General features: G+C 40.6%; 14 protein-coding genes and 1 tRNA gene. 1 reads left to right on the forward strand and 14 read right to left on the reverse strand.

What is annotated here, in order from left to right:
• Positions 1-47: 47 nt before the first annotated feature.
• The 14 genes from KP78_RS16630 to KP78_RS16700 form a co-directional block, all read right to left on the reverse strand.
• Complete coding sequence (locus KP78_RS16630; protein ID WP_235420968.1) at positions 48-530, reverse strand: GNAT family N-acetyltransferase; 483 nt, start codon at positions 528-530, stop codon at positions 48-50.
• 800 nt (positions 531-1,330) lie between these two features.
• Positions 1,331-1,498 carry an aspartyl-phosphate phosphatase Spo0E family protein gene (locus KP78_RS19455; RefSeq protein ID WP_106388593.1) on the reverse strand — a complete coding sequence of 56 codons (168 nt, stop codon included), beginning with the start codon at positions 1,496-1,498 and terminating at the stop codon, positions 1,331-1,333.
• A gap of 1,162 nt (positions 1,499-2,660) precedes the next feature.
• Positions 2,661-5,888, reverse strand: coding sequence for a DEAD/DEAH box helicase (locus KP78_RS16640; protein WP_041090531.1), 3,228 nt, complete (start codon positions 5,886-5,888; stop codon positions 2,661-2,663).
• 380 nt (positions 5,889-6,268) lie between these two features.
• Positions 6,269-6,342: transfer RNA gene (locus KP78_RS16645), tRNA-Arg, on the reverse strand.
• Positions 6,343-6,450: 108 nt separating this feature from the next.
• The gene (locus KP78_RS16650) at positions 6,451-6,957 is read right to left on the reverse strand and encodes a metallophosphoesterase (protein WP_041090533.1); all 507 of its coding nucleotides are present in this window, start codon (positions 6,955-6,957) and stop codon (positions 6,451-6,453) included.
• A gap of 9 nt (positions 6,958-6,966) precedes the next feature.
• Positions 6,967-7,563, reverse strand: coding sequence for an XTP/dITP diphosphatase (locus tag KP78_RS16655; protein WP_041090534.1), 597 nt, complete (start codon positions 7,561-7,563; stop codon positions 6,967-6,969).
• Positions 7,560-8,321, reverse strand: coding sequence for a ribonuclease PH (rph, locus tag KP78_RS16660; RefSeq protein ID WP_041090536.1), 762 nt, complete (start codon positions 8,319-8,321; stop codon positions 7,560-7,562). Before rph ends, KP78_RS16655 begins: the two co-directional genes overlap by 4 nt.
• Positions 8,322-8,471: 150 nt before the next feature.
• Positions 8,472-9,275: a glutamate racemase gene (racE, locus tag KP78_RS16665; RefSeq protein WP_041090539.1), complete on the reverse strand. Its 804-nt coding sequence runs from the start codon at positions 9,273-9,275 to the stop codon at positions 8,472-8,474.
• An 11-nt stretch (positions 9,276-9,286) separates the two neighbouring features.
• A complete protein-coding gene (locus KP78_RS16670) occupies positions 9,287-9,745 on the reverse strand; it encodes a MarR family winged helix-turn-helix transcriptional regulator (protein WP_041090540.1) in 459 nt (152 codons plus the stop codon).
• 132 nt (positions 9,746-9,877) lie between these two features.
• Entirely contained in the window at positions 9,878-10,102 is a 225-nt protein-coding gene (locus KP78_RS16675; RefSeq protein WP_041090542.1) for a helix-turn-helix domain-containing protein, read from the reverse strand.
• A gap of 96 nt (positions 10,103-10,198) precedes the next feature.
• Complete coding sequence (locus KP78_RS16680; protein WP_041090544.1) at positions 10,199-10,660, reverse strand: acyl-CoA thioesterase; 462 nt, start codon at positions 10,658-10,660, stop codon at positions 10,199-10,201.
• 553 nt (positions 10,661-11,213) lie between these two features.
• A complete protein-coding gene (gene sdhB / locus KP78_RS16690) occupies positions 11,214-11,978 on the reverse strand; it encodes a succinate dehydrogenase iron-sulfur subunit (protein WP_041090667.1) in 765 nt (254 codons plus the stop codon).
• A gap of 20 nt (positions 11,979-11,998) precedes the next feature.
• Positions 11,999-13,759 carry a succinate dehydrogenase flavoprotein subunit gene (gene sdhA / locus KP78_RS16695; protein ID WP_041090548.1) on the reverse strand — a complete coding sequence of 587 codons (1,761 nt, stop codon included), beginning with the start codon at positions 13,757-13,759 and terminating at the stop codon, positions 11,999-12,001.
• A gap of 84 nt (positions 13,760-13,843) precedes the next feature.
• Positions 13,844-14,452, reverse strand: coding sequence for a succinate dehydrogenase cytochrome b558 subunit (locus tag KP78_RS16700; RefSeq protein ID WP_041090549.1), 609 nt, complete (start codon positions 14,450-14,452; stop codon positions 13,844-13,846).
• 498 nt (positions 14,453-14,950) lie between these two features.
• On the opposite strand from KP78_RS16700, the gene KP78_RS16705 reads away from it, so the two are divergent.
• Positions 14,951-15,403, forward strand: a complete 453-nt coding sequence (locus KP78_RS16705; RefSeq protein WP_041090551.1) for a YslB family protein — start codon at positions 14,951-14,953, stop codon at positions 15,401-15,403.
• The last annotated feature ends 47 nt before the right edge of the window (positions 15,404-15,450 follow it).

Raw genomic sequence — 15,450 nt, forward strand, 5'->3', positions numbered from 1 at the left:
ATAAGATGATCAATTTCAATTTTATCTTGAGTTTTTTATCTATTACTTTATAAATCCAGCTTCATCGTCCATGAAGTGCCAGACTCTCCAACCTTCACAAAGCCAAATTTTTTATAGAGATTCATTGCTTTATTCTCAGGGTCTACACTTAAGGAAATGGCGTTATACCCATCTGTGCTTGCTTGATCTAGCAGCTTCTCAAGCAGCATTGTTCCGATTCCAAGACCCGTATAGTGCTGAAGAAGTGCAATATCCAATTCTGGGATCTTATGATCGATAAACCCATAGCCTTTATTTTGTTCATCAAATAATCGATACCAGGCTGCACCAACCGGCTGATTAAGCTCATTAAAAGCCACAAAGCCTTTGTCCCCTTGTCTTCCCCACCCATCAAGAAGGTTTCTGATTTCAGGTCTTGAAAGTAACTCCTCTTTCAATGGTTTATCCTTTGGCATATAAATCATTTCATACAGCATATCCCATAAAAAAGGCATATCTTTATTTTGAATAAACTCAATACGAATCGTCATCATTTCTCCTCGCTTAACTCGTTTGTTTACATGTTGTATGACTACTTCAACAAAAAGCGTGCTTTATCCTTTTCTTGCAAATGCACTGCTTTCGTCCTGCCACTAAAACGTAACGTCAGGAATATTAAATATTTTATATTCACGCGAACAAGGAGGAGAATGAATTCATCACAACCACATTAACTGGAGCTCTTCTCCAATATTGAGGAGATGATTTCACTGTCTCGCAACAAACTATTTTTACTAACGTTTAGAAGGAAAAATCGATAATAAGTTATAAAATTCAAGTATATAAGGTTAATAGGATTAATTTTACTTGGAGGGGTTATTGCAGCATATGGAGAAGTGTTGATAAAGTAACTACTGCTACTTTGGTTGGATGATGTGTTCCAGCCGAGACGGTAACTGAAACGTTCTTTGTTATTGATGTAACTTTTTCAAAACTATTAAAATAAGGCAAACACGGTTATTTAGCAGCTTCATGAAATGATACACGGTGAACCAACATTTGAGTCTCATCCAATGCCCGATATAAGTGCAAAACAAGGTGAAGATAGCATGATTCAAAACACCTTCTTCTTATAGGAAGTAAGTTCTGGATCAGTGTCTAGCGGCAAAATGGTATTTGATATAAATGACGAAGCTGCAAATGTTGAAGTTCTTTCATTACATAATCAAACAGGCATTTTTGGTAGAGAAACCAGTATATTTAATTTCCATAAACAGAAAAAAAATTTTTCTGTTCACATAATAGTCAGAACACGAATAGCCCCTTCATCATCAGGGGCATTTCATTCATGCTAACTATTTTTTTGTTTTATATTCTGATCTATTTTTTGATGAGTATTTAAGAGAATGTCTAGCTCTTGACTGCATTGAACGGTAGTTTGATTTGTTAAGCCACCTTTTTTTGCTATCTGTGAAAGTTTATTTTTTTTCAGTTCGATCAACCGTATTAATTCTTCCACCTCATTCAAGATACTTCTCCCCTATCTTATTATTTTGCTCTATTTATATTATGCAAAATTTTAAATAAATAGTGAAGGCTTTCGACAAAATTTGTGCTATTGTTACAAAAAATTATATTTATGTAATAAATATGGAATGTTTGATACATAAAATAGTGAAAGCAAAGAAATGAAAATTCTTTAAAGGTTGCTTTTATAATAATTGAAGATGTTTTTGCTGATGGATAAGGATTCTTGCTGTATTAGACAAGATCTCTTATTCTTCAGATACTCAATTGCTATTTAATCCGGTTTACACAGTTCAAATTACACATTTCATTTTTTACAATATTTTCTTTTTTTCACTCCATAATGTTATATGCTTATAGATGAAAAAGGAACAATTAAGATTGCTTTAATCCTTTAACGATTAAAATAAAGCGATAAATCTATGAAACCGTTAAAATTCAGAGGAGTAAGGTTATCTTAATTTCAGCACACCAATTTTAATCATAAGGAACCTATTGTTTTAAGCTTATAGATCCGAAATTTGGGTGCTTAAATGATTTTTTTGTTAAAAAGTGATTCTCCTCGGCTTCAACCACTTTTGTGAATTCTTTCCGAGATTGTTGAATTTTTCCCTTTATTTCTTCGGGCGTCATAAACTCTTCGGAAGGAATTACATAAGATGAGCCTCAACCTTGGTCATGCGATCCGTTGTTAAATGGATAGGTTGTTACTCAGCAGCAACGCTATCTTCCTTTGCTAATTGCTGTGAAATAGAATGTGTAATTACACGCTTCATTAAATATAGATGATGCAAAACTTGAATAATTGTCCAGGTTCGATGATAACGCGTTCATTCAGTTGTTGATCAGATAACTCATTCACGCTTAGTAAAATTTCTGTTCTTATTTTATTATTTTATTATTTTCTTCCATCAACTATCAACCTCTCTTTCTAACTATTGTATCAAAATAAACCTAATAATGGTAATAGGTACTAGTTTTAAAACGACATATTCTTCCCCGATTACTTCAACTAAAGCGTGCTGACAAGTGCTTCGTATTATAAGATCAAACAGTAAAATTTTGCAAACCTTATAATACAAACGCACCCTCCAATTTACCGTTTAGAAGCGTTACTTTTTCAACAAATTAGTTCAAAATGCTTCTAACACCTTCTATATCATCAATATTTCCCGAATATCCTCTTCAGTAAGAGCAGATGACGCTTTCTTCTCAGAATCGATGATTTCTTCAATCAGATGTCTCTTCTTTTCTTGCAGTTCATTCATTTTTTCTTCGATTGTGCCGCTGGCAACGAGCTTAATCACCTGTACAACATTTGTCTGACCCATACGATGGGCACGGTCGGCTGCTTGTTCCTCGACTGCAGGATTCCACCATGTGTCATAGAGGATAACGGTATCAGCACCTGTCAGATTGAGGCCTGTACCGCCTGCTTTCAAGGAAATGAGAAATAAATCACGTTGGCCTGCATTAAATCGATTGCAGATTTCCACTCGTTCTTCAGATGGGGTTTGTCCATCAAGATAGAAAAAAGGCAACCCTTGAATCGCTAGATCTCGACTGATGAGCTTAAGCATTTTCGTAAACTGTGAAAAAATCAACACCCTTCTTCCGGAAACCTTTGATTCCTCTACAATCTGCATCAGCTGTTCATATTTTGCCGAGCTTCCTTTGTATCCGTCCACAAACAAGGCTGGGTGACTACAAATCTGACGCAACCGTGTCAAACCAGCCAGAATTTTGATGCGATTTTTCCGGAGTGTATCCTTGTCCAGATGCTTCAGCGTGTCGTGCCTCAGCTTCGCCAAATAGGCAGCGTAAAGCTTCTTTTGATCTGGAAGCAGCTCCATTGATTCCAGCGATTCGATTTTTTCAGGAAGCTCTGATAGTACATCCTCTTTCATCCTGCGAAGCAAAAACGGACGGATCCTTCGGGCTATCGTTTTCCTTGAGAGGTTACTGTACTCTTTTAACCCCAGGAATAGTTCAGGAAAGACAACATGAAAAATGGACCACAGCTCCTCTAGTGAATTCTCCACTGGTGTACCAGTGAGGGCGAAGCGATAATTGGCCGATATCCTTTTCACCGCTCTTGCTGTTTGGGTTATCGGATTTTTAAATGCCTGTGCCTCATCAAAAAACACCGTGTGAAAGGCTTGTTTCTCAAACCACTTTATGTCGCTGCGTACTAACGGATAGGAGGTAATGACAACATCTATATCCGTTAAATCCTTCTGTATCTTGAACCTCTCTGTTTTATTTCCATCAACGACAATGGCTTGTATATCAGGTGCAAATTTGGTGATTTCACTAAGCCAGTTATACGTCAAAGATGACGGGCAAACAATCAGGACCGGGAGCTTTTTTTTTCGGATGTCAGGAAGCTCTGATAGAATGAACGTGATGCTTTGCAGCGTTTTTCCCAGTCCCATATCATCTGCGAGAATCCCTCCAAAGCCATAGCCGGCAAGTGTTTTCATCCATTTGTATCCGCTTTTTTGATAGTCTCGCAATATCAGCCCTAAGCTTTTCGGCACCTCGAATTTCAGACTGTCCGGATTACGGATATTTTCCAAGAACTGACGGAACGATTCCTCTAACGTGAATGCACTGCGATCATCAACAGAATCAAGAAGCCGAAGCCCCTGGACGATTGGTAAATTCAAGCCGCTTTCCAGATCTTCATTTTGAACCGGAAGTGCATTCAGAAAACGATGAATCTCTTCAAATTCCTTTGTCTCCAGCGAGAGGAGTGAACCGTTCCGCAAACGATAATACTTCCTTTTTTCCTCTAGTGCCAAAAGAACCTCCCGTATCTGTTTTTCAGGAATGCCGTCCATTTCAAATTTGAATTCCAGCCAGTTGGTCCGTTCTTTTTTAACCCTCACCCTAACCTGCGGATGAGCATTGCCTCTAAAAATCCGGTTTCTCACTGCCGTAGTTGCATAGATCTGTACAATCGTTTGAAGCTTCGGCAGGACATGATACAAGAACTCATACTCAAGCTGTTCATTATGAAAAAAATATCCCCCGTCCGTCTTGGCAAACGAGCTATCCTCCATCAGCTGCAGGATTTCGTTCTCCTTCTCCGCATCCCTTATCACTTTTGATCCTGCCCAGAGTTCTCTACCTTCCAATGGATTAATCACCATATTTTCATAGTGAAACTCCAGACCAGCAAGCAGGCGATCTTTCACACGATCCAAGTATAGCTTGGCGATCAACGGCGTCTTCACAAACTGCTCCACAACAGCACCAGATAGTTGGACATCTCCTAATTTTTTCAAACCTGGAACTACTTTTTCCAGGAAAAAATCGAGTTGCTCGTGAGAAATCGGAATTTGGTTCGTTTCTGAAGCATCTAACATCTGTTTTAAGTCAGACAGACGTTTGAAATCCTCATGTTTCAACTGAATTAATTTCCCTCCAGATAAAACAGACCGATATGTGTTCAGTACAATCAGATGATTCAAGCCTTTGATCTTCAGTTGATAGCCCTTGCCCTCAGCCTCTCCAAAGTTAAACTGTAAAGGAATCAGTTCGTCCGAAAAATGAAGACCGTCATACGTAATCCCGTTGTACTCCAGATTCACCAATGGTGCTTTTGTAAGTAAAGGAATCAGTGGTTTCCAAGAAGATGGCGGGATGAGTAACATGTGATTGCTAATTGGTTCTTCAGATTTGTCCGGTAGTGCGTCAACATACACTTTTTCATCATGGATTACTTGGATAAGCTGCTGAATAACAGCATCTGTTTCTTTATCAAAGCAGTGAAGGCTTGGGTCGTACGTCAATGAAACGGAAAGCAAGCTCGGCTTGCCTTCTCTCACTTGCTCCAAAAAATCCCGGATACTTAGCACTTTAGTCTTACCTATTGCAACTTCTATACCGAATATAAACGTATCCTTGCCTATGTTGACCGGTTTTAACGTAAACGCTGGATCAAGCAGCTGTCTATTTTCAAAGTGAAGCTGATGGCCGCTTGATCGTATTGGCTGATCATTGAAAAGCGTCAATAAGCCTTTTGTCAGCTCGAGATTGGTTGAAGAGCCAGATTGACGTTCCATTTCCATTGCCTCAATAGGAATTGTTCCTTGACGCTGATGTTCGTAAATCGACAGTAAAACCGCTGCGATATGCTGACAATCCTTTTGAAAGGAAGCTAGCTTAGGGCAGCTGCATTTCGTGTGAAACCCTCCGCCCGCATCCTTTTCAATGATGACATGGGAATCCTCCATTCCTGCAACCCTTGCTTCACAACGATCGGAACTGTAATTTTCAAATGTTATTTTATTCGCGCGGTTAAAAGCGGCTCCTCTATTGAAGGAGACTGTACCGCACAGTTCTTTAATGATTTTTTGATTTAGTTTTATATTCAAGTGACGTGCTCCCTCCTGAGGGATATTAGCTTCTTAACAAACTCTTTACATGGATTGATTGTCTCCAATTCATACGTACAATTTTTCCATGAACATCTCCTACTGCTATCAAGCATCTACAGTAGCGTTACTCTTATTTATAGTATTCAGCACCTCTCCATGCCTTCATGTAAAGAGAAACGCTCTTGTCATATTATGACCTTACGACATTATAATTGTAAATGAAGGCACCCGAAATGAAGCCATATTTACAAAAAACGGTCAAAGAGCTGTCCTGCGGCTCCAGAAAACAACAAAAAAAGCCGATATGCCTCGGACACTAATGATTAGATTATTTCTAATCGTTAGAACCGTGATATATCCGCCTTTTCTTTCGTTAGCGTCCCAGGAGAGATTCGAACTCCCGACCGACGCCTTAGAAGGGCGTTGCTCTATCCAGCTGAGCTACTGGGACATTGTATGTATTTGCTTTAGGACAATTATTATTATATGAATAAAGCATCATAAAGTCAACATTTTTTTATAAAAAAGAGGCGCACATTGTTTTACGCCTCTTTTTTCTTCAGAGCTTGCCGCTCCATGAGGTTATCTCTTCGTGATCCTCTTTTAGAAATACAACGGATACGTCTTGACCGTTTTTCTCAACAATTGCATAGGAGGATTCGTTTCTGTCTCTTGGCAGCAGGATGCTTCCAGGATTGACGTAGAGGCATCCGTCAATCACTTCAGCTCCGAGCTGGTGCGAGTGCCCGAAGAAGATGAGGTTCGCTTCTACTTCCTTCGCCTTATAATGGATGCGCTGCAGTGATTCTTTAATGCCGTATAAATGACCATGGGTGATAAAGACCGTAGTATCATCATCCATCTTCTCGATATGTTCAGTAAGATAGGTATGATCTCCATCACAGTTCCCTCGAACCTTGATAAAATCCTTCATTTCTACAGAATCATACGGAAGCTCTGAATCACCGCAGTGAAACATCGCATCTACCTTACCCTCGTAATGCTTTTTTACATTCATGATTCGGCTGCGATCACTATGGTTATCGCTTATAACAAGAATTTTCATCGTTACACCTCATTTCACAAGAGTTGGAAGCATTATAGCAAGTAATTTTATCGCATTTCCTCGGTGACTGATTTCATTTTTTTCATCTTGATCTAGCTGTGCCAGCGTACGCTTTTTATCCTCCACCCAAAAAATCGGGTCGTAGCCAAAGCCGTTCGTACCGATTCTTTCCTTTGTAATCGTACCTTCACATTGTCCAGTGACGGTAATGGTTTTATCACCGGGTCTTGCGACAGCAAGCGTACAGTGAAAATGCGCCGTTCGTTTGTCTTTAGGCACATCCTTGAGCTTTTCAAGCACCTTATCAATATTGGCTTCATCGTCTTTTTCTTCCCCTGCGTAGCGGGCAGAATAGACCCCAGGCTCACCGTTCAGTGCATCAACGATTAAACCGCTGTCGTCTGCAATGGTCATCACGTTATACTGCTTAGAAATGGTCTCCGCCTTCAGGACTGCATTTTCTTCAAATGTCGTGCCTGTTTCCTCTACATCAATCGCGTCCGGATAATCAAGCAATGTCTTAATCTGATAGCCTAATGGCGTAAAAAGCGTCTCAAATTCACGCGCTTTCCCTTTATTGGCCGTTGCGATTAGGACCGTATTCATATAGGATTCACCTCGCCTAGCGCAGGAAGCTTACGAGCTATTTCTCCAAGAGCTTCCTTTTGTGCCTTCATGATTGATTTAAGACCCTGATCTGAAACAGCAATCATATCAAGCAGCTGCTGATGAGTAAATGTTGCTTCTTCTCCTGTGCCTTGAAGCTCAACAAATTCTCCTGCTCCTGTCATCACCATATTCATATCAACAAGTGCTGCGCTGTCTTCTGCATAGTTTAAATCAAGCACAACTCCATGCTCTTCCACCATCCCTACACTGATGGCAGCTAAGTAGTCTTTAACAGGAAACAAGGGAAGAGATTTTTCTTCTGCAAGCTTTGCAATGGCCAGTGTCATTGCGACAAACGCACCTGTGATGGAGGCTGTCCGGGTGCCGCCATCCGCTTGAATGACGTCACAATCAATCCAGACCGTGCGTTCACCAAGTGCATCCAAATTAACAACAGATCGAAGAGCACGCCCGATCAGACGCTGTATTTCCATTGTGCGTCCGGCAATCTTTCCTTTAGAGGATTCACGAATATTACGCTGTCCTGTTGCTCTTGGAAGCATCGAATATTCCGCTGTGATCCAGCCCTTCCCCTGCCCTCTCATAAATGGAGGAACACGCTCGTCGATACTTGCTGTACAAATTACTTTCGTATTTCCGACAGAGATTAATACCGAACCTTCCGGGTGCATTAAATAATCTGTATCTATTGTCATTGGGCGAAGGTCCGCCACCGATCTTTCATCTATTCTCATACCTATTGTCCTCCTTGTAATCCTCTTCAGCCCATTAATACGATAAATGTTATTCCTTTCCGTCTTCACCAGTATAACAAACTCAGCCTGTTATGAAACGTTAAAGGATAGAATCAACTTTGTAAAAATGCAAATGAAAAAGCCGAGGTTTTATCCCCTCGGCAAACGAATCATTTCAACACGAAGCTTATCATTTTTAAGCCATTCTTTTGCAACTCGTCCAAAAATAGTCGTTGAACCAGTCGTATAAAAATGATGGCGCGGTTCTACATTATGCCCATTGAGATCATTCCGATAGGCTAAAATTGCACTTACTTCACGTGCTGTCTCATCACCAGAGCTGATCACACTTACAGATGGTCCCATGAATTGCTCGATAAGGGGCTGCAGCAGCGGATAATGTGTACAGCCTAATATTAGGGTATCTAAGTGTTTTGATTTTAGCGGTTGTAGTGTTTCAGCGACAATTTTTTTTGCCATGGAGCCGGCATGCTCTCCACTCTCTACAAGCGGCACAAATTTTGGGCAAGCAAGCGGATACGTTTCAATCGTTGGTCTAAGATCGTGAAGTGAATGCTCGTAAGCTTTACTTCTCACTGTTCCAATCGTACCTAGAATTCCGATATGATCATTTTTTGTGTGTTTAATAGCCGCTCTTGCACCTGGAGCAATGACACCAATCACAGGAATATCAAATGCTTCTTGAATTTCCTCTAATGCTACGGCTGTCGCAGTATTACAGGCAATAATCAGCATTTTAAGATCGTGATGGTATAAAAACTTTGCCATTTCCCATGTGAATTCTTTTACTTCTTGACTGGGTCTTGGTCCGTACGGACAGCGTGCCGTATCGCCAACATAGACGATTCTTTCATTCGGGAGCTGACGCATGATTTCTTTTGCGACTGTCAGTCCGCCAATCCCAGAGTCCATTACACCAATTGCTTTATCCAAGGAAACTTACCTCACTCTGATTTCATTTCATTATGCAGCTTACGTAAATGGTTTGACAGCGACCTCACTTCTTCTTCTGTGGAATCCATCAATACCTCTTGTAAATAATGCTGACGCTTTTTGATTACATCTTCAATAATACGCTCGCCTTCTTGTAAAAGATGAATTCTGACAACGCGTCGATCGTTTTCATCCTTCACCCTCATGACAAGTTCATTTTTCTCCATACGATCAACAAGATCTGTTGTCGTACTGCATGCTAAATACATTTTATTTGATAGCTCTCCTATGGTCATATCTCCCACTTCAAAAAGCCATTGCAGTGCAATAAACTGTGGAGGGGTAATCGTATATTGACTTAATATCTCGCGGCCCTTTTGTTTAATGATACCAGAAATATAGCGGAGATCTTTTTCGATGTCTGCCATTACTCCTGCCGGGTGAAGCTCACGCGTTCCCTTCGTTTCCATCAGCTTTCGACACTCCTCACGTATTCATTCTATTTGCATTGTCGCCCTTTTTCAAAAAAATATCAAGAATCTTTTTCTGAAATTGAGCATATGTATAGCCATGAAAAGGGGGAAATCCCCTTTTCACTAACCTTACAGTGAGAGTTCACCCATTCGTAAAAGCTCAACAATCGCTTGCGATCTCCCTTTTACTCCTAGCTTCTGTATCGCATTGGAAATATGGTTACGCACTGTTTTTTCGCTAATAAAAAGCTCACCAGCAATGTCTTTCGTCGTTTTATCCTGTAGCAACAGAGTGAAAACTTCTCTTTCCCGCTTCGTCAAAATTGACGACCTTCCGTGATGTTGCCTATTCATGCTCCATGACCCTCCTCACATAACTCCACTGGAACGGCTTATTCCATTTTATGTGTATGGAGTGCAAGGAGTGCATTACTAGTTATAAATTCTACATTATGTATGTTGAATATCAGACGTGATTAACCGCGCTTTTTGTTCTTCAGTCCATGCGTGTCCCTTTCCTGTTTTTTTGGACATTTGCACCACTGTTCCACGGCCGACAAATACGGTTGCCCCTTTTTCGTTTACAGCTTTGTAGTGAACATCTGCCGAGGATTTCCCTACAGACGCCATTTTTACATATACTTTAAGCTTCTGGTCAAAGTATACCTGCTGCAGATAATCACATTGTAAATTCGCAACCACCGGAATCGTTTCATGCTCTGGGCGAACCCATTCCTGCATAAATCCAATGGCTTTAAAAAATTCAATTCTCGCTTGTTCAAAATAGACAAACGTAACGGTGTTATTTAAGTGGCCAAATAGATCTGTTTCTGAAAATCTTACCGACACTTCATGATAGTAAATAAATTCTTTTTCCCATTTTTCAATATCCTGAATATAAGCTACCCTCATTATGTGAGCCTCCTAAAAATATGAACAGTCATTCATTTTTATATTATAGCTTATAAATTATTGATTTTACAGAATTTTATGTTTTTAAGGCTGAAAAGGATGAAACGAAAATATTGTAGCTATTTTATTTTTCATAGAGTTTGTTAAACGTGTACGCTCATTTCCGCTACAGGCGCTCTCTTTCCGTGGGGATGTGAGCCTCGCAGGTCGCAGTTGCACCTGAATAAGTCTCGCCTGTCCCGATTCAGCCCGCTGGAGTCTCTCGCCTTCCCCTTCAATCAACTTCGTGCAAAAAATGAATGAAGACCTTTTTATTTGAAAGGGTAAATTAAATTCATTTGTAGTTTCTGCTTCGGTCGTTCGCTTTCCGCGGGCTGTCCCATAGCCTTCACGGCTCATGACGCGCCTCTGGGGTTTTGCTTTGATGCGCTTTTCTAAGCAGGCGTTTCACGCACCCGCTCCAAACAATATAATATGAAAATAAACACTTATCTATAGCATAGCTTTTCCATAAAAAAACTGCAGGTGCAAAGCACACCTGCAGTTTGATTTATTAAGCTTCCTTATCGCTTCCGAAGAAGCCTCTGAACATTTGGAAGCTTGTATCACGGTTTAGTGCTGCAATGGACGTTGTCAAAGGAATTCCTTTTGGACAAGCCTGAACACAGTTTTGAGAGTTTCCGCAGCTTGCAAGGCCCCCGTCACCCATGATCGATTCAAGACGCTCGCTTTTATTCATTGCACCTGTTGGATGTGCGTTAAATAAACGGACTTGTGATAAAGGTGCCGGACCGATAAAGTCTGATTTGCTGTTCACATTTGGACATGCCTCTAAACACACACCGCATGTCATACATTTTGACAGTTCATAGGCCCACTGGCGTTTTTTCTCCGGCATCCGCGGTCCAGGACCTAGATCATACGTACCATCGATTGGGATCCATGCTTTTACCTTTTTTAAGGAATCAAACATACGGCTGCGGTCTACTTGAAGGTCTCGCACTACCGGGAATGTTTTCATTGGCTCAAGACGAATGGGCTGTTCCAGCTGATCGATCAGTGCCGTACATGATTGACGCGGTTTGCCGTTGATTACCATTGAACAGGCGCCGCATACCTCTTCCAAACATCCCATATCCCATGAAATCGGCGTAGTTTTTTCCCCTCTGGCATTGTAAGGATTACGGCGAATTTCCATAAGAGCAGAAATCACATTCATATTTGGCCGATAGGGAATTTTAAACTCTTCCGTGTAAGACTCGGAGTTAAGTTCATCTTGTCTGGAAATAATAAATGTAATCGTTTTTTGTTCTGTCATTGTTTCCTTTACAGTCATGTCTACTTATCCCCTTTCTTCTTGGAGTAGTCACGTTTTCTTGGTGGTATCAATGATACATCCACTTCTTCGTAGAAAAGCTCAGGTGAATTTGTAGCTGTGTTGAACTTCGCCATTGTTGTTTTAAGGAAGTCTTCATCGTTACGATCCGGGAATTCAGGTTTGTAATGCGCCCCGCGGCTTTCATTACGATTTAATGCACCAAGCGTTACAACGCGTGATAAGTGAAGCATATGTTTAAGCTGACGAGTAAACACAGCCCCTTGATTGCTCCATTTAGCTGTGTCGTTAATATTAATATTTTCATAACGCTCTAGAAGCTCTTGAATTTTTTCATCCGTTTGCTGAAGCTTGTCATTATAACGAACTACTGTTACATTGTCCGTCATCCACTCCCCAAGCTCTTTATGCAATACGTAGGCATTTTCTTCTCCATCCATCGTCATCACATGATCATATTTAGCCTGTTCTTCCTGAACGTGGCGTTCAAAAACAGTTGAAGAAATATCCTCTGCTGTTTTTTCAAGTCCATTGATGTATTTCACAGCATTTGGTCCAGCGACCATTCCACCATAAATAGAGGATAGAAGTGAGTTTGCTCCAAGGCGGTTTGCACCGTGAATAGAATAATCACATTCTCCTGCAGCAAATAGACCAGGTATATTGGTCATTTGATCATAATCTACCCAAAGCCCGCCCATTGAATAGTGAACTGCCGGGAAGATCTTCATTGGCATCTTGCGGGGATCATCTCCCATGAATTTCTCATAAATCTCGATAATTCCGCCAAGTTTAATATCTAGTTCCTTTGGATCCTTATGCGAAAGATCCAAATACACCATATTTTCACCATTTATACCAAGCTTCTGCCGCACACATACGTCAAAGATTTCACGTGTTGCGATATCGCGCGGCACAAGATTTCCATACGCAGGATATTTCTCTTCAAGGAAGTACCATGGCTTCCCATCTTTATACGTCCAAACACGGCCGCCCTCACCGCGAGCTGATTCACTCATAAGACGAAGCTTATCGTCTCCAGGAATGGCTGTAGGGTGAATTTGAATGAACTCGGCATTTGAATAATAAGCACCCTGCTGATACACAATGGAGGCTGCTGCACCAGTATTAATAACAGAATTTGTTGATTTCCCGAAAATAATGCCAGGCCCGCCCGTCGCCATGATTACCGCATCGCCAGGGAATGAGTGAATTTCCATTGTTTTAAGGTCCTGTGCTACAACCCCGCGGCATACACCATCGTCATCCAGTACAGAGCCAAGGAACTCCCAGCCCTCATACTTCGTTACAAGTCCTGACACCTCGTAGCGGCGAACCTGCTCGTCCAATGCATACAGCAATTGCTGTCCAGTTGTCGCTCCTGCAAAGGCAGTACGGTGATGCTGTGTTCCACCAAAGCGTCTAAAGTCTAGCAAGCCTTCAGGCGTACGGTTGAACATTACACCCATACGGTCAAGTAAGTGAATAATGCCAGGTGCTGCATCACACATTGCTTTAACCGGAGGCTGGTTTGCTAAAAAGTCTCCCCCGTATACAGAATCATCAAAGTGTTCCCAAGGAGAGTCTCCCTCTCCTTTTGTATTTACAGCCCCGTTAATGCCGCCTTGCGCACAAACAGAGTGAGATCGTTTAACCGGAACAAGTGAAAACAAGTCTACTGACATCCCAGCTTCTGCTGCCTTAATGGTCGCCATTAATCCGGCAAGACCTCCACCGACAACAATAATTTTCCCTTTACCCATCATGTCACACTCCTTACTGTAATCCGTGACTGAATGACATCAGTCCTCACAACACTATTAATCATTAATCTTGCTTTTATATGTTTATACGAATGCGAATATAGCTTGAATACCGACGATGGAAAGTGCGATAAAAACGATCATCGTCACATAAGTGGAAATCAACTGTGAACGAGGTGAAACTGTAATTCCCCATGTTACAAAGAATGACCATAGTCCATTCGCAAAGTGGAACACAGTAGAAATTACACCAGCTATGTAAAATGCAAGCATGAATGGATCAGCCAATATCGATTCCATCATGTGGAAGTTAACCTCTGCTCCAAGCGCTGCTTGAATACGTGTTTCCCAAATATGCCATGTAACAAAAATTAGTGTAAATATGCCGGTAAAACGTTGAAGAATGAACATCCAATTTCTAAAAGTCCCGTATCGTCTTGCATTGTTTTTAGCTGTAAATGCAATATAGACTCCATAGATTGCGTGGAAATACAGCGGTACGAAAATAATAAAAATTTCAAGAAATAGTCTGAAAGGCAAGCTTTCCATGAAGTGAGATGCATCGTTAAAGGCCTGTTCGCCGCGAGTAGCGAAGTGGTTAACGACCAAATGCTGGATGAGGAAAATTCCAACTGGAATGACGCCCACTAAAGAATGCAGTCTCCTCAGGTAAAACTCTCGATTTTCTGCCATTGAATGTTACCCCCTCTAAAAATAAATACAAGCTGTATGCAGTCGAAAAATAATGAATATTTTGACGAACAGCATTGCTTAACCGCACAATATAACATTTATGTGACAAATCAATTGTACTCCCATAAGATAGGAGCGTCAAGAAAACGTATACATAAAAACGATTCAGTATTTTCGTTTATTCATGTAAGCAATTCACATAAAAAATGCCTAAATACTGCAATACTTCAACAATCTTCAGACAATTAACGTTAATTATTTTCACGGAAATAAAATGTCAAGTTTATACATAAAATATTAATTTTAAGTTAGTTGATTTCACAAAATATTCACAATTAATTATGTTAGGAAAATTTCATCTGTCAACTGTGCATTTTCTCGTTCAATATTCCCTGTTTTTAAAAACGAGATCCGACAAATCCTTCAAATCTTCAAAGCTACCTTACACTTTTTATCAGATCGCAGTATAATGGAACCGTGGAAAGAGAGGTACATATTATGTCTGAATCAAGTGAAACACCAAAACAAATCAGCCTGTTTGGCTATTCATTAATCCGGGACGTTCTTGTACCCGAGCTGCTTGGTACGCATACAAACGAAATTCTGTATTGGGCTGGAAAGAACTTGGCACGAAAGTACGCTGTACAAAATGAAGAAGAACTTATTCATTTTTTTAAAAAGGCTGATTGGGGAAACCTTCAGCTTGTTAAACAAAGAAAAGAAGAAATCATTTTAGAATTAACGGGACCCTTTCTTGAAGAACGCATGAAAATGAACCAGGCTGAGTATTTTACATTGGAAGCCGGTTTTCTTGCAGAGCAGTATGCCATGTTAAAGCAATATCAAACAGAGGCGATCTATGAGCCTCAAAAAAGAAAAGCTACTGTTCAGTTTGTTATTAAATGGGATAGCCGAGATCCGTATGAACTGCCCTCTCGCAAAGTAAAATAGTTTAGGCTGAATGAAATGAAACGCCGAGCAGTTTATCATTGCTCGGC

This window comes from Jeotgalibacillus soli (assembly GCF_000829435.1).
GTDB lineage: Bacteria > Bacillota > Bacilli > Bacillales > Jeotgalibacillaceae > Jeotgalibacillus > Jeotgalibacillus soli.